Genomic DNA, 18,250 nt, shown 5'->3' on the forward strand with positions numbered 1-18,250 from the left:
CGCTGCCATGCTGCCGCGCCGCCTTGATGCCAGCCTGTTGGCCGACCTGTGGTTTTTTCACGCCGTAGCGGCGGCTGGCGGCTTTCGCCGTGCGGCGGCGCAGCTGTCCATCAGCCAGGGGGCGGTTAGCCAGCGCATGTTGCGGCTGGAGGGGCGGCTGGGTCTGGTGCTGATGCAGCGCGGGCCACGCGGCTTTGTGCTGACCGCCGCGGGCGAGCAGCTGTACGCCGCGGCGCAGCAGGGTTTTGCTGCGCTGGGCCAGGGCTTGGCCGCGGTGCAGACCGGGGCCATCACGCTGCGCCTGGTGGCGCCGCCCTCGCTGGCACTGGGCTGGCTCTTGCCCCGGCTGGGGCAGTTTTCCCGCCGCTATCCTGACATCTCCGTAGATTTGCAGGCCGATACCCTGCCACCACAGCCACCTGCCGACCCCTTGCAGCTACGGCTGTGCTACCTGCCGCAGCCGCCGCAAGCGGGCGTGCCGCACTGGCCGGAGTATGGCTTTCCCGTGTTGTCACCGGCTGCCAGACAAGCCGGCACCGGGCTGGCACTGTTGCACGACGACAGCCCGTGGGGTACCAGCAGTGCCCCGGGCAGTGAGTGGGCGCGCTGGTTGGCCGCATACGGCCGCCCGGCGTGTTGTGGCCCGGCAGAACGGCATTTCAACCAGGCGCAGCTGGCTTATCGCAGCGCCCAAGCGGGCGAGGGGGTGGCGCTGGGCCGCCAGCGCTTGGTGGCAGCCGCCTTGCAGGAAGGCAGCCTATGCCGCTGCGACGACGGCCCGCCGCTACTACTGGGCTATTACGCCCTGTACGGCGGGCAGGGCGACGCGGCGGCAGCGCTGGCCGCCTGGCTGGCTGCCGAGCTGGCGGTTGACCCCACCGCCGCCAGCTAGCCGGCCAGCAGCGGCAGAAACACCTCGTCCGGCAAACCATGGCCGCCGGTGGTCCAGACCAGCGGGATCACCTGCTGTGGCCACTGGCTTGCGGCCAACCGTTGCGCAACAAAACCCGCCGCGGCCGAAGGCTCCAGCCGCAAGCCGTGCTGCTGCCACTGCTGGCGCACCTCGGCCAGCAGGCTGTCGTCGCTGACCGTGACCACGGCGTCCACCAGATGCTGCACCAGGCCGGCCACCGTGGCCGAGGCGCGTGGCACCGCCAGCCCATCGGCCAGCGTGCGGTTATCCAGGCCGATATCGTAAACCGACAGCGCGTCATCGCCGCTGGCCAGGCGCAGCAGGAAGCAGGGCGAGGCCACCGGCTCCACAAACACGCACTGCACCGCATCGCCGTACAGGCACTTCAGGCCAAATGCCACCCCGCCGGGGGCACCGCCCACGCCGCAGGGCAAGAACACCCGCAGCGGGCAGGCCGGGGTAGGCTGCAGCCCGGCGGTGTCCAGCTGGGCTTTCAGGTCGTGTGCGGCGGCGGCGTAGCCAAAAAACAGCAATAGCGAGCTTTCGTCGTCAATGAAATAGGCCTGCGGGTCCGCTGCGGCCAACTGTCTGGCGCTGGCCACCGCCGCTGCGTAGTCGCCGGCGTGCTCTACCACGCGGGCACCCAGGGCGCGCAGGCGGTCTTTCTTCCACGCTTTGGCGTCGCTGGACATGTGTACTTCCACTTGCAGGCCCAGTGCGCGCGCCATTACGCCCACGCTATACCCCAGGTTGCCGGTACTGCCCACCAGAATGGTATGACGGGCAAACAGCGCCCGCGCGGCATCGCCCGCCAGTAGCGCGTAGTTGCTGCCTTCGGCTAGCAGGCCGGCGCGGCGGGCCAGGGTTTCGGCCTGGCACAGCACCTCGTATACGCCGCCCCTGGCCTTGATGCAGGCGGTAACGGGCAGGGCGTGGTCGGCTTTGACCCACACCGTACCGCCGGGGCCTGCCTGGGCCAGCAGCGGCGAATCGATGCGGCCATCTGCCGCCACGCTATCGGGAAAGCAGTGTGCCAAGAGCGGCGCAAAACGCTGCCAGCGGGCGATGGCGGCGGCGATATCGGCCGCGCCGTAGGGGAGCGTAGCCAGCGCCTGGGCGGCGGGCTGTCTGGCGGGGTTGTGCCACAGCAGTGGCAGGCCCTGCAGCAGGGCAGTGGGGAGCAAGGTAGCGGGCATGGTGTCTCCTTTGGCAATGGCAGCAGTGTGTCGCGCGCAGGCCAGCGTGACAAACCAGCATGCCTGCTGCAGCTGATTAGCCAGGCTCATCACTGGCATGGCTGCACACTTTTACCACCCGGCTAGCAATAAGTGATTTATAGCGGCCATGCCAGGCGCACTATGCTGGCAGACATGACAGACCATCTGCGAACCCCCCTCGCCATGACTAGTTTCCGTTTTGTCGAGCTTTTCCAGTCTTCGCTTGGCAGCTTGCCCCTGTTTGCGCTGCAGGCGGCCGCTGCCGTTGGCATGCTGGGTGCCATGCTGGTACTGACACGCAGCCGCGGGCACGCCATTGCCCACCGCGAGGCTTACCTGGGTCTGATCATGGGCCTGGCCATTTATGTGATTGCCTGGTTTGTTTCCGGCTCGATGAAAGGCCCGATCAAGCTGAACCTGGGCACCGACCTGCTGTTGCTCAGTGGCCTGCTGGGTGGCTGGCCTGGCGGCCTGGCCTGCTACCTGCTCAATACCCTGGCGCGTTACCAGTTTTCCGGCGTAGAGCGCCTGCTGGGCAGCATGGTGGATACGGCGGTGCCGGTACTTGCCGGCCTGCTGCTGCGGCGCTGGTTTTACCCGGCCTTGCTGGCGGGTTTTCGCTGGCGCACCTTGCTGTGCATCTGGCTGGCCCGGGTAGTGGCTACCTATCTTGGGCTGGTGTTGGCGCTGCAGATCACCCCGGTAGCGGCAGACCTGGTGGAGCAGTTTGTGGTGCTGCGGCTACTGGTTTTGCCCTTGTCGCTGGGTATTTTGTACCTGGCGTTGCAAATGGTGGCGCTGGACGCCCAGATAGACCGGCAGCGTACGCGCGAGTACTACTTTAGCCATACCGACGCGCTAACCGGCCTGCCCAACCGCAAGGCGCTGGGCGTGTACCTGGCGGACTTGCGTGCGTCTGGGGTGCGCGGGGTGGGCTGCCTGGCGGTGCTGGAACTCAGCAATCTGCGCGATTTTTTGCTGCGCTATGGCCTGCAGAACGGCAGCCGGCTGTGGGGCAGGGTGAACGATATCGAACACGCCATGCCGCTGATGCGCGCCATCAGCCGCTACCAGCCGCGGGTATTCCAGTACGGTGACTTTTCGCTGGCTATCGTGCTGCGGGGTGCCCACTTGGTCGACCTGGAGCGCAGCGGCGAAGTCGAAGCCTTTTTGCAGCAGCTGTCGCAAGACATGTGTGCCGACTGGTACAGCTTTAGCCCGGTCTTCCGCTGTGCAGTGGTGGAACTGGAAAACGACTACCAGCAGGGGGAGGACGGCCTGCCCTACCGCAATATCACCCTGGCGCTGAATGCACACGATGCGGGGGTGGCGTATTTCAACGACCTGCTGCGCCGCGATGCGGTGCTGGACGGCTATATCGAGTCGGCACTGGATGCCTGGCTGGCAGACCCGGCCAGCATGCCACTGGCCTACCAGCCCAAGATCAGGCTGCAGGATGGGCTGCTGGCGGGGGGCGAGGCGCTATTGCGCCTGCATGATGCTTTTGGCCAGCCGGTAGCCGCCATGCGCGCCATCTCCTTGTTTCGCCAGCGCGGGCGTCTGGCCGAATTCGAGTGGGTGTCTCTCTGTGCCGTGGTAGGGGTCTTGCCGCAGGTATTGTCGCGCTTTCCGGGCTGCTGCATGTCGGTCAATGTCTCGGCCGAGTCGCTATGCAAGGCTGACTTCGGCCTGCAGGTAAACATGCTGTTGCAGCAGCAAGGTGTGCCCGGCAGTGCGCTGTGTCTGGAGGTGGTGGAGTGGTCCGACGTGCTCCAGATGCCACAGGTAGAGCAAAACATGGCGCTGCTGGCGCAGGCTGGCGTGTGCCTGTCGCTGGATGATTTTGGTGTGGGTTATTCCACCCTGATGCTGCTAACACAGTTTGCTTTTGCCGAGGTCAAGCTGGAGCAGTCGCTGATTGCCACCATCGACAACCGCAAGTCGCGCACCGTTATTGCGCTGGCAGTAGAGGTGGCACACCGTAGTGGTGCCCGTGTGGTAGCCGAGGGCACAGAGACCCAGCACGAGCTGGCATGCGTGCGCGAGCTGGGGGTAGACCTGGCGCAAGGCTACCTGTTTTCCCCTGCTATGCCGCTAGCGCAGTTTTTGCACTTTTCCCTGCGCCAACCGCTAGCGCATACCCGCGCCTGAGCCCCTGCCGCATACGGCGTTCATGCCGTGTGCGCCGCCAGCCAGGCGCGCTTTTGTGCCGCGCTCATCGCCTTTACCGCATGCTCTGCGGCCAACGCCTCCCCTTTGCTGGCAAAAGCCAGCACCAGCGCAATGCGCTCCGGTGGAAAGCTGCGCGTGTAGCGCGCGCCCTTGCCTGCAGCGTGCGCCGCGTAGCGCTTGTCTACATCGGTGGTAATGCCGGTGTACAGGCTGCCGCCGCGGCAGTGCAGCAGGTACAGGTACCACGGGCGGCCAGGGTTGGCCGCAGCCTCCCCGCCGCTCACCCCAGCGCCTGCGCCAGGTCGGCGATGATGTCGCGCACGTCTTCTATGCCGACCGAACAGCGTACCAGCCCGCCCGGAATACCCAGCGCCACGCGCTCGGCTTCGCTGCATTCCACATGGCTGGTGGTGCTGGGGATGCCCAGCAGGGTGTCTACCGAGCCCAGTGTGGCGGCGCGGATCAGCAGCTGGCAGCGCGGCAGCATGGCTTGCACCGCGGCAAAACCACCGGCCAGCTCGAAGCTCAGCACGCCGCCAAAGCCCTGCATCTGGCTGGCCGCCAGCGCGTGTTGCGGGTGGCTGGGCAGGCCGGGGTAGTTCACCCGCGCTACTGCCGGGTGGGTGTGCAGCCACTGCGCCAGCGCGAGCGCGTTGGCGTTGTGCTGGCGCATGCGCAGTGCCAGTGTCTTGATGCCGCGCAGGATCAAAAACGCGCTCATCGGGTCCAGGCAGGCGCCGTGGATCTCGCGGTAGTGGCGCAGCTTGTCGGTGAGCGCGCGGCTGCCGCAGGCGATGCCGCCCATGGCGTCGGCGTGGCCGCCCAGAAACTTGGTGGCGCTATGCAGCACCAGGTCGGCCCCCAGCGCCAGCGGCTGCTGGTTCACTGGCGTGGCAAACGTATTGTCGATGACTACCAGCGCGCCCGCTGCGTGGCCGGCGGCGGCCAGCTGGCGGATGTCCTGCACCTTCAGCATCGGGTTGGTGGGCGATTCCAGATACAACAGGTCGCAGCCCTCCGCCATGGCGGCGGCAAAAGCGTCGGCGTCGGTGGTGTCGCACAGCGTCACCTGCACGCCCCAGTGCGGCAGCGTGTGCTGGAACAAATAGTGGCTGCCGCCGTAGGTATCCTTGCCCGCCACCACGCGTGCGCCGGGGCGCAGCAGCGCCAGCAGGGTGCTGCTGATGGCGGCCATGCCGCTGCTAAAGGCTACTGCAGCCTCGGCGCCTTCCAGTGCGGCCAACCTGGCTTCCAGTGCCAGCGTGGCCGGCTGTGCGGTATTGCGGCTGTACAGCGGGCCGGGCGCGTCGCCACGGGCCACCTGTTCCCAGCTGGTCACATCGGGGTAGCCGTGGGCAATGGCAAACTCCACCGGTACGGCTAGCGCGTCGTGCGGGCGGAACGGGTCTTCGCCAGCGCGGACGGCCAGCGTATCGGGGTGCAGGGTGGGGCGGGTCATGGCAGCTCCGGGCGCAAACATGGCGGCATGCTGCGTGGCCGGTGGCGGCACTGTCAAGCCCGCTCTGGCGAGCTTGATAGGCAAGACAAAGCCTGTTTGCAGTGCAAACAGGCTTTGTCTTGTAAGCGGGAAGGCTGCAGATTCAACGGCGTATATGGCGCGGCCCGGTAAAACCGGGCCGCTACGGTGTCAGCCGCCGCCAGCCCGCCCCGCGTGTCAGCGCTGGTAGGTGGCGGTGAAGCTGGCCTTGCCCAGGCCGTTGGCCCACAGCATATAGCCCACCAGTGCCGGGCTGGCGTCGGCTGGCAAGTCCAGGCGCGGTACTTTCAGCGCGTGCACGGTAAAGATATAGCGGTGCTTGCCGTGGCCAGGCGGTGGGCAGGCACCGCCAAAGCCGGGCTGACCAAAGTCGGTGCGGCTTTGCATGGCACCGGCCGGTAGCAGCGTGGCGTCGTTACCGGCACTGGCCGGCAGGCCCTGGGTGCTGGCCGGCAGGTTGAAAACCAGCCAGTGCCACCAGCCACTGCCGGTGGGCGCGTCCGGGTCGTACACGGTAACGGCGTAGCTTTGCGTGCCGGCCGGCGCATTTTTCCACGCCAGCGCGGGGGATACATTGCCGCCGTCGCAGCCAAAGCCGTTGAACTCTTGGGCCTTGCTCATAGCCTGGCCGTCGCGCAGCTGCGGGCTGCTCAGGTCAAAGGCCATGGCGGGCAGGCTGGCGCAGGCCAGCAGGGTGGTAAGCAGCAGGGTTTTCATCAGGCGTCTCCAGGTAGGGAATAGCCTGGCCAGTGTGGCAGGGCCGCAGGGCGCTGGCGCGCCGGTGGGCACCACGGGCTGTGCCGAAACGCTCAAGTTGCTCAGGCTGCCACGTCGCGCTGCTGGCGTAGCTGGCTAGGGCTGACACCAAAGCGCTGGCGAAAGGCGGCGCTAAAGCGCGACGGCGACAGATAACCACAGGCCGCCGCCACGTCGGCCAGCGGCTGGCTACCGCTATTGACCAGGCCCAGCGCCCGCTCCATGCGTACCTCGCCCAGCAGGGTGGAAAACGAGGTGTGCTCTGCGGCCAACCTGCGCCGCAGCGTGGCCGGGCTCATGGCCAGGTGGCGGGCAATATCGGTAGCTTGCCAGTCGCGGGCGGGGTCAAAGGCCAGCAAACTCTGGATCTGCGCCCGTACATCCTGCCGCGGCTGGCGGAACAGCGCAGCGCCCTGGCGGGCGGCGGCCAGCGCCAGCATCAGCCCCTGCCAGGCGTGCTCGGCGCGGGCCTCGCCCAGTGTGCCGGCCTCGGCTTGTGGTAGCAGCGTTTGCAGCTGTTGCAGCGCGGCCACGGCGTCGGCGTGGGGCTGGAATACCGGGGCGGCATCCTGCCACGGTGGTGCTGGCAGCTGGCTGCCGTACTGTGCCAGCAGGCGCTGCAGCCAGTGCTGCGGCTGCACCAGTGTCCAGGCGCGGTAACCGTGGCTGCCGGGCTGGTTGATGATGTCTACCTCCTGCCCGCCGGGGATCACCAGCCAGCTACCAGGCGGGCAGTGCCAGCTACCATGGCGGGTAAGCAGCTGTTTTTCACCCTGCTCTACCGCCACCAGCAGGGTGGACAGCACCGGCACCCGCGCCAGGCGCTGGCGTTGCAGGCTACGAAAAATATACAGCGGTAGGGTAGACATGGCGGGCTCCTGGCAGGTTGGCCGCATCATGCAGCAGGGTAGGCGCGCTGACGAGAGGCGTGAGCGGCCAGGGCCAGCGGCTGCGCGTTGCGGGCGGGTGCGCGGTAGCTTACTCGACAAGTGGATAAATAAAGCGTGCCACTTGCCATGGGCCTGCCTGACATTCGTCTTGCAGCTGAAAACCGTGCTTCTGGTAATGGTGGCGCAGCGCGAGCCGCTCGGCGGCACAGTCCAGCCGGATATCGCGATAGCCGTGCCGGCGTGCCTCGGCTACCGCGTGTTGTAACAGGCAGGCTAATAACCCTTGCCCTTTGTGGCGGCGGGAAAGGGCAATACGGTGCAGAAACAGGCTGTGTGCGTGGGGGAGCTCGGGCCAGAACAGCGGGTCATGGTGCATCATGCGGCATGTGCCCACGGCTTCTGCGCCTAGATACAGCAGATGGTATTCACCAGCAGCAAGGGCATTGGCAATGGCCTGCGGGCTGACTTCTTCTGGTAGCCACATGGTGTCGCCACGCTGCTGTAGCCAGTCAGCCGACTGTTGCAACAGTCGCGTGACTTGCGCGCTGTCGTTGTTGCTGGCGGGTTTCAGGATGGTTTGTTGTGGTGCTACCAGCCATTGGCTGACACTGCCCAGCCAGCCATCTGGCTCGCCGGCCGGCAGCGTGTGTTCGCCATCGGCCAACTGCAAGCGGGCGTGGCGGGCGTCGAACCACAGCTCGCCTTGGGCAAAGCGGCGGTACTGCGCCGGTTCGGTCTGCATGGCGGCGAAATCCAGCCGCTGCCAGCCGTGGCTGGCGGCAGGCTGCCACAGCCAGTAGTACACCTGGTCGGGCGGGCTGCCCGCCGGCTGGTCCAGCCGCTTGATTTCCAGCAGGCTGCCGGCAGCGCCGTGGAAGGCAAACAGGCAACGCAGCGGCAGCATCACAGCCCCGTTTTGTGCGCCATGTCCGGGCGGTGCTTCATGGCCAGGCCCTTGAGCAGATAGCGCAGGAACTGGTCGCCGCAGACGCGGTAGTTCTTGTGGCCGGGCTTGCGGAACAAGGCGCCTACCTCGGCGCTGGACACGTTAAAGCCGGTGCGGGCGATCAGCGCCTCGATGTCTTCCTGCTTCAGCTCGAACGCTACGCGCAGCTTTTTCAGGATGTCGTTATTGTTCAGGCGCAGCGCGGGTGGCGGCAGCGGGGCGTCGTCGCGGCGGCCGCGGCGCTCGATGATCAGGCCGTCCAGAAAGGACGACAGCAGCTCGTCGCTGCAGCTGGCAAAGCCGTCTTCTTCGTCTTTTTTCAGCAGGGCGGCAAAGTCGTCGTCGGCGTAGGGCTCGACGTGCTGCAGGATGGCCAGCATGCGCTTGTCGCTGATGTTCAGGATAAAGCGCACGCTGCGCAGGATGTCGTTGTTAAGCATGGTGGTATCGCAATCAAGGTTGGCCGCAGGTGGCGGGCGGCCAACCTTGCGGCGTCAGCGGGCGGCGGTGCTGCCGTCCTGCCCCAGTTCGACAGCGTAGGACAGGGCCAGGCGGGCAAACTTCAGCGCGTGCGCGGCCTGGTTGCCCATATTGGCCAGCGTGTCGCCGCTGGTGTGAATATGGGGATTGTAATCGCTAAAGCGCGATTCGAACGGCAATGTTGCCGCATAGCCTTGCTGGTGCCAGGATGCGTGGTCGGAGCAACCGTAGTGGCATTTGTCGTAGCCTACCTTCAGCGCAGGCTGGTAGGTGCTGACCAGCTTGGCCACAAAGGCGTTCTGCGCGGCGTTGGTGTAGTCGGTGTACAGGTAGATGTCTTCGGCGCTGCCTTGCCAGTTGGTCATGTCCAGCTGCAGCACGCCGACCACGTTGGCCTTTTGCTTTTTGTGGCGGGCGGCAATGTCGCCGGAGCCGCGCAGGCCTACCTCTTCGGCGGCGTAGGCCATGAATTTCAGCGTGCGCTGCGGCTGGTAGTTGGCCGCAGCCAGGACGCGGATCACCTCGGTGAGCGTGGCCACGCCGCTGGCGTCATCGTCTGCCCCCGGTGCGCGGCTGTTCTCGCTGGTGTTGCCGATGGTGGAATCCAGGTGCGCGCCCAGCACCACGACCTCTGTGGCTTTGCTGCGCCCCGGTATGGTGACGATCACCGATTTTTGCGGGTAGCCGGCGTGGCTGACCTGCTCTACCTTGATGTCGCTGCGGCGGCTGGCCAGCTGCTGCCAGTGGCGGTATAGCCAGTTGGCCGCATTCACGCCGTGGCTGGTGGTGTAAAAGCGGTTCTGGTAGGCCGACAGGCTGCCGATGGTGGCCAGCAGGTTGCTTTCCTGCAGCTGTGGCAGCAACGCGTTGACCCGTGCTTGCTGGCGGAGGGTGTAGTCGGGTGCTGCCACCGGGGCAGCCAGGCTGCTGCGGGCACTGGCGGTTACGCTCTGGCGCGCACTGGCCAGGCTGGTATGCACCATATAGCCGCCGCAGTGGCGCTGCTGTTGGTGGATGGCTTCGCTCAGCGCGGGTAGCAGGCTGTCGTCCACCTGTACCAGGTGCACGGTTTCCGTGCTGGTGGCCAGGCTGCGCTGGCTGGCTTGCAGGCCGCTGTCGTTGCGCAGGCTGTGTTGTGCGCTGCTCAGGCTGGCGGGTGCCAGCTGCTTTAGCAGGCGGTAGCCATCGTCACCGATGGACAGCCACACCGGGGCGGCGTGGCAGAGGGGGCTGGCCAGCAGGGTGGCCAGCAGCAGGGGGCGTAGTGTCATGGCGTGTACCTTCATGTATGGGCGCAAAAAAACCGGCACCGCACAGCGGTACCGGTTGCCGGTGGCGGCTTACAGCGGTTTGCTGCAGCTTACGCCCACGCTTTTGAAAGCGGCGGTGACGTCGGCGGCGGTGTAGCCGCGGTTTTGCGCGGCTTTCACGACGCCGCATGCGCCGCTGTTGTAGGTGGCGTTGGCGGTCCAGTAAAAGCGGTTGGCGTCGGCAAACACTTCAAACGCTTTGCGCGTGTGCCAGCCGGCCTTGGTGGCCAGCAGGTAGAACGCCTTGTTGTACACGCCGCTGGACAGGTGCGGGTCCATGCCGGCGCGGTAGTTTTTGGCGTGGTCGATGGAGCGGCCATCTTTGGTGGGGGTGGCCATATAGCGCAGCGCGCCGTTGGCCTTGAAGATCTCGCTGCCCACCAGCCAGTCGTTCTTGCCGCGGGCAAAGTACTCGGCGGCTTCACCGGCGATGTCGGAGTAGGCCTCGTTCATGCCGCCAGACTGGTTTTTGTACACCAGGCCGGCGTTCTGCTCGGTAAAGCCGTGGCTGACCTCGTGCGAGGACACGTCCAGCGATACCAGCGGGTAGAAGGTGGACGCGCCGTCGCCAAAGTTCATGTAGGCACCATCCCAGAAGGCGTTTTCATAGCCGCTGCCAAAGTGCACGCGCATGTGCAGCTTGCCCTTGATCGGCGCGACACCCAGCCATTGCTGGTACATGTTGTAGATCACACCGCCAAAGAAGTGCGCGTCGTTCATCGGCGAGTAGGCACCGTTGACGGTTTTGTAGGTGTTGCGCGGGCAGGCAAACTGGAATGGCGTGGTCTTGGGGTTGTTTTCGTCCGCGCTGTGCTGCAGATCGACGGTGACTACGGTGCCGCTGTCCATCTTGCAATCGCTGGTGACTTTCAGTGCACCGTACTGGGTGCCGTACTCGTACTGGCCGGTTTTCTGGTTGCCGCCGGGGCCGGTGGCGTCGGCGTGGGCCAGGCCTTCCCATTGCTGCAGTACGGTGCCGTTATTGGCGTCGATGATGAAATGCGGGCGGCTAGGCTGCTGGCCGCCGACAAAGAACGACACCAGGTAAACCAGCTGCGCTACGTTGTTGGCGCCCAGTTGCACCACCAGCTCGGCCTTGTCGTTACGGGTGGCGCGGCCGGCGGCTTTCAGGCTCTTGGCCTGGGCGAGTACTTGCTGCGCACTCAGCGTTGGGCGGGGGCTGGCCAGGTCTTGCTGGATATCGGCAATGAAGCGGCCGCTGCGGCTGTTGGCACCGGTAAGGCTGCGGGCATTGCCGTCGGCTTCTTCCACGATGGCTTCGCCCCATACCGGCACGCCCTGGAAGTACTGCTGGTAGCGGGTAACGGTTTTGCCATTGGGCAGTGTGGCGCTGCGCAGTACCTTGAGGTCGCCGGCCTGGGCGCCGGTGAGGCTTTGCAGCGAGGCGGTGCTACCGCTGGCCAGGCTGCGTGCCTGCTGGGCGGACAGATCGATGACGGTAGCGGCCTGGGCGGCAAGCGGGAAGGCCAGCGCGGTGGCCAGGGCCAGGGTTTGCAGCGGAAGGATACGTGCTTTCACATCAGACTCCTGTAGTAGATAGCGTGAGTTGACCGGCCGCTGCCTGCGGGTAGCCTGCCTCTTTGGGCAGCTATTTCCCTTGCAGGTCAATGGCTTGGTGCTGCAGTTATCCGCTGCGGGGTGGTGGTGTTCAAGCGTCCGGGGGGCTGCTGCCGCTAAAGCTGCACTTTGGTTCAGGACAATGTGTAGCCAAAATGAATAATCTACGCTTTTAGATTTTGTTTGAAATGAAAGCGTTTTTTATTGTTCTTGGCTTGAAAATGCAACAAGCCGCCCGAGGGCGGCTTGTCCGTTGGCACCGATATGAACTCAGGGTGCCAGGCGGCTGCGTGCCCAGCTGGCGTCGGCGGCCAGCGTGTACAGCACGCGGTCGTGCAGGCGGCTGGGGCGGCCCTGCCAGAACTCGATGCGGTCCGGCACGATGGCGTAGCCGCCCCAGTGCGGCGGGCGCGGTACCGACAGCGGGTGTTTCAGGCCAAAGCTGGCTGCGCGGGTAACCAGCACGGTTTTGCTGTCGATTTCGCTGCTTTGCTCGCTGGCCCAGGCGCCGATGCGGCTGGTGTAGGGGCGGCTGGCAAAGTAGGCGTCGGACACCTCGGGCGCAACCTGCGCCACGCGGCCTTCTATGCGCACCTGGCGCTCCAGCTCGGGCCAGAAGAAGGTCACGGCAATATACGGGTTGGCCGCCAGCTGGCGGCCCTTGCGGCTAAGGTAGTTGGTATAGAACACCAGTTGGCCGTTTTCCACGCCCTTGAGCAGCACGATGCGCGCCGACGGCCGCCCGCTGTCGTCCACGGTGGCAATGTGCATGGCGGTGGGTTCGTGCACCTGCGAGGCAATGGCTTCGTTCAGCCACACTTCAAACTGGGCGACTGCGTCGGGCAGGCAGTCATCGGGGGACAGTTCTTTCTTGCTGTATTCGAGGCGGATATCGGCGAGGTTCAGCGACATGGTCGGGCTCCACAAGCATGGGGGCGGCATTGGCGCCGCAAGGGGTTGGCCGCCATCATACGCCGCCCGCCGCCGGCTGGCCCAGCTTCCGCGCCAGGAAATCCACCAACATGCGTATCTTGGGCGATAGCTGGCGCTTGTGCGGGTACAGCGCCCAGATGCCTTCTTCCGGCGGCTGCCAGGCGGCGAGCAGCGGCTGCAGTGCGCCGCTGGCCAGGTGCGGGGCCACGTAGTAATCGGGCAGCTGCACAATGCCGTGGCCAGCCAGCGCCGCCTGGGTCAGTGCATGGCCGCTGTTGCAGCGCAGGCGGCCCTGTACCCGCAGCGGGCGGCGTTTGCCGTGCTCGCCGATAAACCAGTGCTCGTGGCTGCCCAGCAGGCAGTTGTGCTGCTCCAGCGCGGCCAGGGTATGCGGCGTACCGTGGGCAGCCAGGTAGGCCGGGGCGGCGCAGATGTGCAGGTGGCGGCCGGCCAGGCGGCGCGCGATCAGGCTGGAATCGGGCAGCTGGCCGATGCGGATGGCCAGGTCGTAGCCGTCGTGTACCAGGTCCAGCAGCTCGTTGCTCAGCTGCAGCTTGATGTCCAGCGCCGGGTAGTGTTGGCCGAACTGCAGCAGCAGCGGCGCGATGTGGCTTTCGCCGTAGGCCAGTGGCGCGGTGACTTTCAGGCTGCCCTGCGGCGTGGATAGGTGCTGCGACACGGCGCGCTCGGCCTCGCCCAGCGAGTCCAGCAGCTGGCGACAGTGCTGCAGGTAGAGCTGGCCGGTGTCGGTCAGCGTAACGTGGCGGGTGGTGCGGTACAGCAGCTGGGTACCCAGCCGCGCCTCCAGCCGGGTGAGCTGGCGGCTCACCTGCGATACCGATAGCCCCAGCGCCTGCGCCGCGCGGGTAAAGCTGCCGTGTTCCGCCACGGCGGCAAATTCGCACACCCCTTCCCATGCCAGCATTGTTGCACCCTGTAAAAAATCATTTGCCAATAGCGTGGATTATCCCGCAATCAAAGCCTAATACAATGCGGCCAACCTTTTTACTGACGGAAACCACCATGACTGCCACCACCATCACCTGTAAAGCCGCCGTTGCCTGGGCTGCCGGCCAGCCACTGACTATCGAAGACGTGCAAGTGATGCCGCCACAAGCGGGCGAAGTGCGCGTGAAGCTGGTGGCCACCGGCGTGTGCCACACCGACGCCTTTACCCTGTCCGGCGACGACCCGGAAGGCATCTTCCCCTGCATTCTGGGCCACGAAGGCGCCGGTATTGTGGAGTCGGTCGGCGAGGGCGTGACCAGCGTGGCGGTGGGCGACCACGTGATTCCGCTGTACACGCCGGAATGCGGCGAGTGCAAATTCTGCAAATCGGGCAAGACCAACCTGTGCCAGAAGATTCGCGCCACCCAGGGCAAGGGCCTGATGCCGGACGGCACCACGCGCTTCTCGAAAGACGGCCAGCCGATTTACCACTACATGGGCACCTCTACCTTTGCCGAGTACACCGTGCTGCCGGAAATCTCGCTGGCCAAGGTGAACCCGACCGCCCCGCTGGAAGAAGTGTGCCTGCTGGGCTGCGGCGTCACCACCGGCATGGGCGCGGTAATGAACACCGCCAAGGTGAAAGCGGGCGATACCGTGGCCATCTTCGGCCTGGGCGGCATTGGCCTGTCGGCCATCATCGGTGCGCGCATGGCCGGTGCCAGCCGCATCATCGGTATTGATATCAACGAGAGCAAATTCGCGCTGGCACAAAAGCTGGGCGCCACCGACGTGATCAACCCGCAGCACTTTGACAAGCCGATTCACGACGTGATCGTGGAAATGACCGACGGCGGCGTGGATTTCTCGTTCGAGTGCATCGGCAATGTGAACGTGATGCGCTCGGCGCTGGAATGCTGCCACAAGGGCTGGGGCGAGTCGGTGATTATCGGCGTGGCCGGCGCGGGGCAGGAAATCAGCACCCGCCCGTTCCAGCTGGTGACCGGCCGCGTATGGCGCGGTTCGGCCTTTGGCGGCGTGCGTGGCCGCTCCGAGCTGCCGCATTTTGTGGAACGCTACCTGAAAGGCGAGTTCCGCCTGGACGACTTCATCACCCACACCATGCCACTGGACGACATCAACACCGCCTTTGACCTGATGCACGAAGGCAAGAGCATCCGTAGCGTGGTGCATTACCAGTAAATCACCGCCATGCGGCCAACCCCACGTTGGCCGCCGTCAGGAAACCACCATGACCATCGAACAGATCAGCTGCAACCGCAGCTTTGGCGGCGAGCACCGCCAGTACACCCACGCCTCGGCCGTGCTGGGCTGCAGCATGCGCTTTGCCGTGTACCTGCCGCCTGCCGCGCTGGCCGGCGCACGCGTGCCGCTGCTGTACTGGCTGTCCGGCCTGACCTGCAGCGACGAAAACTTCATGCAAAAAGCCGGCGCGCAGCGCGTGGCCGCCGAGCTGGGCATGGCCATTGTGGCGCCGGATACCAGCCCGCGTGGCGAGGGCGTCGCCGACGACCCGGCCTACGACCTGGGTCAGGGCGCGGGCTTTTACCTGAACGCCACGCAGGCACCGTGGGCCGCGCACTACCGCATGTACGACTACATCAGCCAGGAGCTGCCCGCGCTGCTGGCGGCCCATTTTGACTTTGGCCCCGCCGCCATTGCCGGCCACAGCATGGGCGGCCACGGCGCGCTGCTGTGCGCACTGAAACGGCCGCAGGATTATGTATCGGTGTCCGCGTTCAGCCCCATTGCCAACCCGGTGAACGTACCGTGGGGGCAGAAGGCGTTTACCGCCTACCTGGGCGACGACAGCACCGCCTGGCAGGCGTGGGACGCCAGTGTGCAGATGGCGGCGGCCAACCCGGCCACCGCGCTGCCGTGCCGGGTGGACGTGGGGCTGGCGGATGGTTTTATCGATAGCCAGCTGCAGCCACAAGCGCTGGAAGCCGCCGCCGCACACAGCGGCTACCCGCTGCAGCTACACCGCCATGAGGGCTACGACCACAGCTACTATTTTGTGGCCAGCTTTATCGAGGCGCAGCTGCGCTTTCATGCGGCCCATCTGGCGCGTGCCTGAGTTTTCCTGCCATGTTTTGGCCACGATCAACGCTGATCGTGGCCAGCCGCGCTGCCCCGCGCCGGGTTTTCGGCTAGAATAGCCCGTTTCCCAAAGCGGATTTTCCCTCGCCACCATGCAGCTGGTAGCCATCGGACTCAACCACCACACCGCGCCCTTGTCGATACGCGAGCGGCTGGCCTTTCCTGCAGAAACCCTGCCGGATGCGCTGGCGCAGCTGGTGGATTCGCAAGCCGCGCGGGAAGCCACCATTGTGTCCACCTGTAACCGCACCGAGCTGTACTGCGCCACGCAGCGCCCGGAAGACGCCCTGCGCTGGCTGGCCGGCTACCACGGCCTGACGCTGGACGAAGTGCGGCCCTACCTGTACCTGTTGGATGCGCCGGAAACCGCCCGCCATGCCTTCCGCGTGGCCTCGGGCCTGGACTCTATGGTGCTGGGCGAAACGCAGATCCTGGGCCAGATCAAGGACGCAGTACGCGTAGCCGAGCGCGCCGGTACGCTGGGCAGCCTGCTGAACGGCCTGTTCCAGAAAACCTTCTCGGTGGCGAAAGACGTACGCAGCCAGACGGCGGTGGGCGCCAGCTCGGTGTCCATGGCCGCCGCGGGTGTGAAGCTGGCCGAGCAGATTTTTGCCAGCGTGGCCGGGCTGAACGTGCTGTTTATCGGTGCTGGCGAGATGATCGAGCTGGTAGCCACCCATTTTGCTGCCCGCCAGCCGGCGCAAATCACCGTGGCCAACCGTACGCTGGAGCGCGGCCAACGCCTGGCAGAGCAGTTCGGTGGTAACGCCATTACCCTGTCCGAGCTGCCAGACCAGCTGCAGCGCTACGATGTGGTGGTCAGCTCCACCGCCAGCCAGCTGCCGATTATCGGTAAAGGCATGGTAGAGCGCGCCATCAAGGCACGTCGCCACCGCCCCATCTTCATGCTGGACCTGGCCGTACCGCGCGATATCGAGGCCGAAGTTGGCCGCATGGACGACGTGTACCTGTACACCGTGGACGATATCGCCGGCATCGTGGAAGTAGGCCACCAGGCACGCAACCAGGCGGCAGAAGAGGCCGAGCTGATCATTGGCCACCGCGTTGCCGAATTCACCGACTGGCTGAAACGCCGCGAGTCGGTACCGCTGATCCGCGCCCTGCGCGACGAAAGCGAGCGTATTCGCCGCCACGCACTGGAGGCAGCCATGAAACAGCTGTCGCGTGGCGACAACCCCGAAAAAGTGCTGGAAGCCCTGTCGCTACAGCTCACCAACAAACTGATGCACCCGCCGACGCAGGCGCTGTCTAGCGGCAGCGGCGCGGCGCACGACGCGCAGGTCGAGCTGATCGCGCGTTTGTATCGCTTACACCCGGAGCAGTAATGAAACCGTCGATCGCGGCCAAACTCGCCCAGCTGGTAGAACGGCTGGAAGAGGTTACCCACCTGCTGGCAGCAGAAAACGCCACGTCCAATATGGATGCCTTCCGCAAGCTCACGCGCGAGCACGCCGAGCTGACCCCGGTGGTAGAGGCGTTCAACGCCTACCGCCAGTGCGAAGCCGACGTGGCTACCGCCAGCGAGCTGCTGGACGACCCGGACATGAAAGAGTTTGCTCAGGAAGAAATCGCGTCAGCCAAAGATAAGCTCGCCGCGCTGGACGTGGAGCTGCAAAAGCTGCTGCTGCCCAAAGACCCGAACGACGACAAGAACATCTTCCTGGAAATTCGCGCCGGCACTGGCGGCGATGAGGCCGCACTGTTTGCCGGCGACCTGCTGCGTATGTACACCCGCTTTGCCGAGCGTAACCGCTGGCAGGCCGAGATCGTGTCTGCCAGCGAGTCTGACCTGGGCGGCTACAAAGAGGTGATCGTGCGCCTGATCGGCCAGGGCGCTTACTCGCGCCTGAAGTTCGAATCCGGCGGCCACCGTGTGCAGCGCGTGCCCGCTACCGAAACCCAGGGCCGCATCCACACCAGTGCCTGCACTGTGGCGGTAATGCCCGAGGCCGACGAGATCGCCGAGGTGGTGCTGAACCCGGCCGACCTGCGTATCGATACCTACCGTGCCAGCGGCGCGGGTGGCCAGCACATCAACAAAACCGACTCTGCGGTGCGCATTACCCACTTGCCCACCGGCATTGTGGCCGAGTGCCAGGACGGCCGCTCGCAGCACGCCAACAAAGCCAGCGCCATGCAGGTGTTGGCCGCACGTATCTACGATATCCAGCTGCGCGAGAAAAACCAGAAGGAAGCGGCCGAGCGCAAGAGCCTGATCGGCTCCGGCGACCGCTCCGAGCGCATTCGTACTTACAACTACCCGCAAGGCCGCATTACCGACCACCGCATCAACCTGACGCTGTACAAGCTGGACTACGCCATGGACGGCGACCTGTACGAGCTGACCGACGCGCTGGTGGCCGAGCAACAGGCCGAGCTACTGGCCCAGCTGGCCGAGTAAGGCCCCGCGGCCAACAAGCCGCTACGGTAAACAAAACACCCCTTTGCGCCCGGCGCACAGGGGTGT

The 18,250-nt window shown here is 65.5% G+C and carries 17 protein-coding genes; 6 read left to right on the plus strand and 11 right to left on the minus strand.

Translation table 11 applies throughout. The features are described from left to right. Positions 1-7 precede the first annotated feature (7 nt). Positions 8-892, plus strand: a complete 885-nt coding sequence (locus FLQ44_RS15110) for a LysR family transcriptional regulator (RefSeq protein ID WP_147695070.1) — start codon at positions 8-10, stop codon at positions 890-892. Here the strand turns inward: FLQ44_RS15110 and dsdA are convergent. Next, on the minus strand, positions 889-2,199 hold the full coding sequence (dsdA, locus tag FLQ44_RS15115; protein WP_206208910.1) for a D-serine ammonia-lyase: 1,311 nt from the start codon (positions 2,197-2,199) through the stop codon (positions 889-891). The two genes, FLQ44_RS15110 and dsdA, sit on opposite strands and share 4 nt — an antisense overlap. 114 nt (positions 2,200-2,313) lie before the next feature. Between dsdA and FLQ44_RS15120 the strand changes: the two genes are divergently transcribed. Beyond that, a complete protein-coding gene (locus FLQ44_RS15120) occupies positions 2,314-4,281 on the plus strand; it encodes an EAL domain-containing protein (protein ID WP_170252990.1) in 1,968 nt (655 codons plus the stop codon). A gap of 20 nt (positions 4,282-4,301) precedes the next feature. On the opposite strand, the gene FLQ44_RS15125 is transcribed toward FLQ44_RS15120, so the two are convergent. The 10 genes from FLQ44_RS15125 to FLQ44_RS15170 form a co-directional block, all read right to left on the minus strand. Continuing rightward, positions 4,302-4,586, minus strand: a complete 285-nt coding sequence (locus FLQ44_RS15125) for a GIY-YIG nuclease family protein (RefSeq protein ID WP_147695072.1) — start codon at positions 4,584-4,586, stop codon at positions 4,302-4,304. Then, positions 4,583-5,761, minus strand: coding sequence for an aminotransferase class I/II-fold pyridoxal phosphate-dependent enzyme (locus FLQ44_RS15130; protein ID WP_147695073.1), 1,179 nt, complete (start codon positions 5,759-5,761; stop codon positions 4,583-4,585). The genes FLQ44_RS15125 and FLQ44_RS15130 overlap by 4 nt, the downstream gene beginning before the upstream one ends. A 216-nt stretch (positions 5,762-5,977) precedes the next feature. Continuing rightward, a complete protein-coding gene (locus tag FLQ44_RS15135) occupies positions 5,978-6,517 on the minus strand; it encodes a YbhB/YbcL family Raf kinase inhibitor-like protein (protein ID WP_147695074.1) in 540 nt (179 codons plus the stop codon). 101 nt (positions 6,518-6,618) lie between these two features. Next, entirely contained in the window at positions 6,619-7,425 is an 807-nt protein-coding gene (locus tag FLQ44_RS15140) for a helix-turn-helix transcriptional regulator (RefSeq protein WP_170252991.1), read from the minus strand. A 109-nt stretch (positions 7,426-7,534) separates the two neighbouring features. Then, the gene (locus tag FLQ44_RS15145; protein WP_147695076.1) at positions 7,535-8,350 is read right to left on the minus strand and encodes a GNAT family N-acetyltransferase; all 816 of its coding nucleotides are present in this window, start codon (positions 8,348-8,350) and stop codon (positions 7,535-7,537) included. After that, positions 8,350-8,832 (minus strand): YehS family protein, encoded by a 483-nt coding sequence (locus tag FLQ44_RS15150; RefSeq protein WP_147695077.1) that lies wholly within the window; start codon positions 8,830-8,832, stop codon positions 8,350-8,352. The genes FLQ44_RS15145 and FLQ44_RS15150 overlap by 1 nt, the downstream gene beginning before the upstream one ends. A 54-nt stretch (positions 8,833-8,886) precedes the next feature. Next, complete coding sequence (locus FLQ44_RS15155) at positions 8,887-10,143, minus strand: M28 family metallopeptidase (RefSeq protein WP_147695078.1); 1,257 nt, start codon at positions 10,141-10,143, stop codon at positions 8,887-8,889. A 69-nt stretch (positions 10,144-10,212) separates the two neighbouring features. Next, the gene (locus FLQ44_RS15160) at positions 10,213-11,721 is read right to left on the minus strand and encodes a M4 family metallopeptidase (protein WP_147695079.1); all 1,509 of its coding nucleotides are present in this window, start codon (positions 11,719-11,721) and stop codon (positions 10,213-10,215) included. 309 nt (positions 11,722-12,030) lie between these two features. Then, positions 12,031-12,672 carry a pyridoxamine 5'-phosphate oxidase gene (pdxH, locus tag FLQ44_RS15165; RefSeq protein WP_147695080.1) on the minus strand — a complete coding sequence of 214 codons (642 nt, stop codon included), beginning with the start codon at positions 12,670-12,672 and terminating at the stop codon, positions 12,031-12,033. 55 nt (positions 12,673-12,727) lie between these two features. Next, complete coding sequence (locus FLQ44_RS15170) at positions 12,728-13,618, minus strand: LysR substrate-binding domain-containing protein (RefSeq protein ID WP_147695081.1); 891 nt, start codon at positions 13,616-13,618, stop codon at positions 12,728-12,730. Between the two features lie 98 nt (positions 13,619-13,716). Here FLQ44_RS15170 and FLQ44_RS15175 point away from each other — a divergent pair, with 98 nt between their 5' ends. From FLQ44_RS15175 to prfA, 4 genes are all read left to right on the plus strand, one after another. Beyond that, positions 13,717-14,844 carry an S-(hydroxymethyl)glutathione dehydrogenase/class III alcohol dehydrogenase gene (locus FLQ44_RS15175; protein WP_147695082.1) on the plus strand — a complete coding sequence of 376 codons (1,128 nt, stop codon included), beginning with the start codon at positions 13,717-13,719 and terminating at the stop codon, positions 14,842-14,844. 55 nt (positions 14,845-14,899) lie between these two features. Next, a complete protein-coding gene (fghA, locus tag FLQ44_RS15180; RefSeq protein ID WP_206208919.1) occupies positions 14,900-15,739 on the plus strand; it encodes an S-formylglutathione hydrolase in 840 nt (279 codons plus the stop codon). Positions 15,740-15,854: 115 nt separating this feature from the next. Next, positions 15,855-17,108, plus strand: coding sequence for a glutamyl-tRNA reductase (gene hemA, locus FLQ44_RS15185; protein WP_147695084.1), 1,254 nt, complete (start codon positions 15,855-15,857; stop codon positions 17,106-17,108). Then, positions 17,108-18,184 carry a peptide chain release factor 1 gene (prfA, locus tag FLQ44_RS15190; protein ID WP_147695085.1) on the plus strand — a complete coding sequence of 359 codons (1,077 nt, stop codon included), beginning with the start codon at positions 17,108-17,110 and terminating at the stop codon, positions 18,182-18,184. Before hemA ends, prfA begins: the two co-directional genes overlap by 1 nt. The last annotated feature ends 66 nt before the right edge of the window (positions 18,185-18,250 follow it).

The organism is Vogesella mureinivorans (assembly GCF_007644035.1).
GTDB classification, from domain to species: Bacteria; Pseudomonadota; Gammaproteobacteria; order Burkholderiales; family Chromobacteriaceae; genus Vogesella; species Vogesella mureinivorans.

Bases quoted from the DNA above. Each gene is read 5' to 3' on its own strand.
- FLQ44_RS15110 (WP_147695070.1), top strand. From the start codon at position 8: ATGCTGCCGCGCCGCCTTGATGCCAGCCTGTTGGCCGACCTGTGGTTT.
- dsdA (WP_206208910.1), bottom strand. From the start codon at position 2,199: ATGAGCCTGGCTAATCAGCTGCAGCAGGCATGCTGGTTTGTCACGCTG.
- FLQ44_RS15120 (WP_170252990.1), top strand. From the start codon at position 2,314: ATGACTAGTTTCCGTTTTGTCGAGCTTTTCCAGTCTTCGCTTGGCAGC.
- FLQ44_RS15130 (WP_147695073.1), bottom strand. From the start codon at position 5,761: ATGACCCGCCCCACCCTGCACCCCGATACGCTGGCCGTCCGCGCTGGC.
- FLQ44_RS15135 (WP_147695074.1), bottom strand. From the start codon at position 6,517: ATGAAAACCCTGCTGCTTACCACCCTGCTGGCCTGCGCCAGCCTGCCC.
- FLQ44_RS15140 (WP_170252991.1), bottom strand. From the start codon at position 7,425: ATGTCTACCCTACCGCTGTATATTTTTCGTAGCCTGCAACGCCAGCGC.
- FLQ44_RS15145 (WP_147695076.1), bottom strand. From the start codon at position 8,350: ATGCTGCCGCTGCGTTGCCTGTTTGCCTTCCACGGCGCTGCCGGCAGC.
- FLQ44_RS15150 (WP_147695077.1), bottom strand. From the start codon at position 8,832: ATGCTTAACAACGACATCCTGCGCAGCGTGCGCTTTATCCTGAACATC.
- FLQ44_RS15155 (WP_147695078.1), bottom strand. From the start codon at position 10,143: ATGACACTACGCCCCCTGCTGCTGGCCACCCTGCTGGCCAGCCCCCTC.
- pdxH (WP_147695080.1), bottom strand. From the start codon at position 12,672: ATGTCGCTGAACCTCGCCGATATCCGCCTCGAATACAGCAAGAAAGAA.
- FLQ44_RS15170 (WP_147695081.1), bottom strand. From the start codon at position 13,618: ATGCTGGCATGGGAAGGGGTGTGCGAATTTGCCGCCGTGGCGGAACAC.
- FLQ44_RS15175 (WP_147695082.1), top strand. From the start codon at position 13,717: ATGACTGCCACCACCATCACCTGTAAAGCCGCCGTTGCCTGGGCTGCC.
- hemA (WP_147695084.1), top strand. From the start codon at position 15,855: ATGCAGCTGGTAGCCATCGGACTCAACCACCACACCGCGCCCTTGTCG.
- prfA (WP_147695085.1), top strand. From the start codon at position 17,108: ATGAAACCGTCGATCGCGGCCAAACTCGCCCAGCTGGTAGAACGGCTG.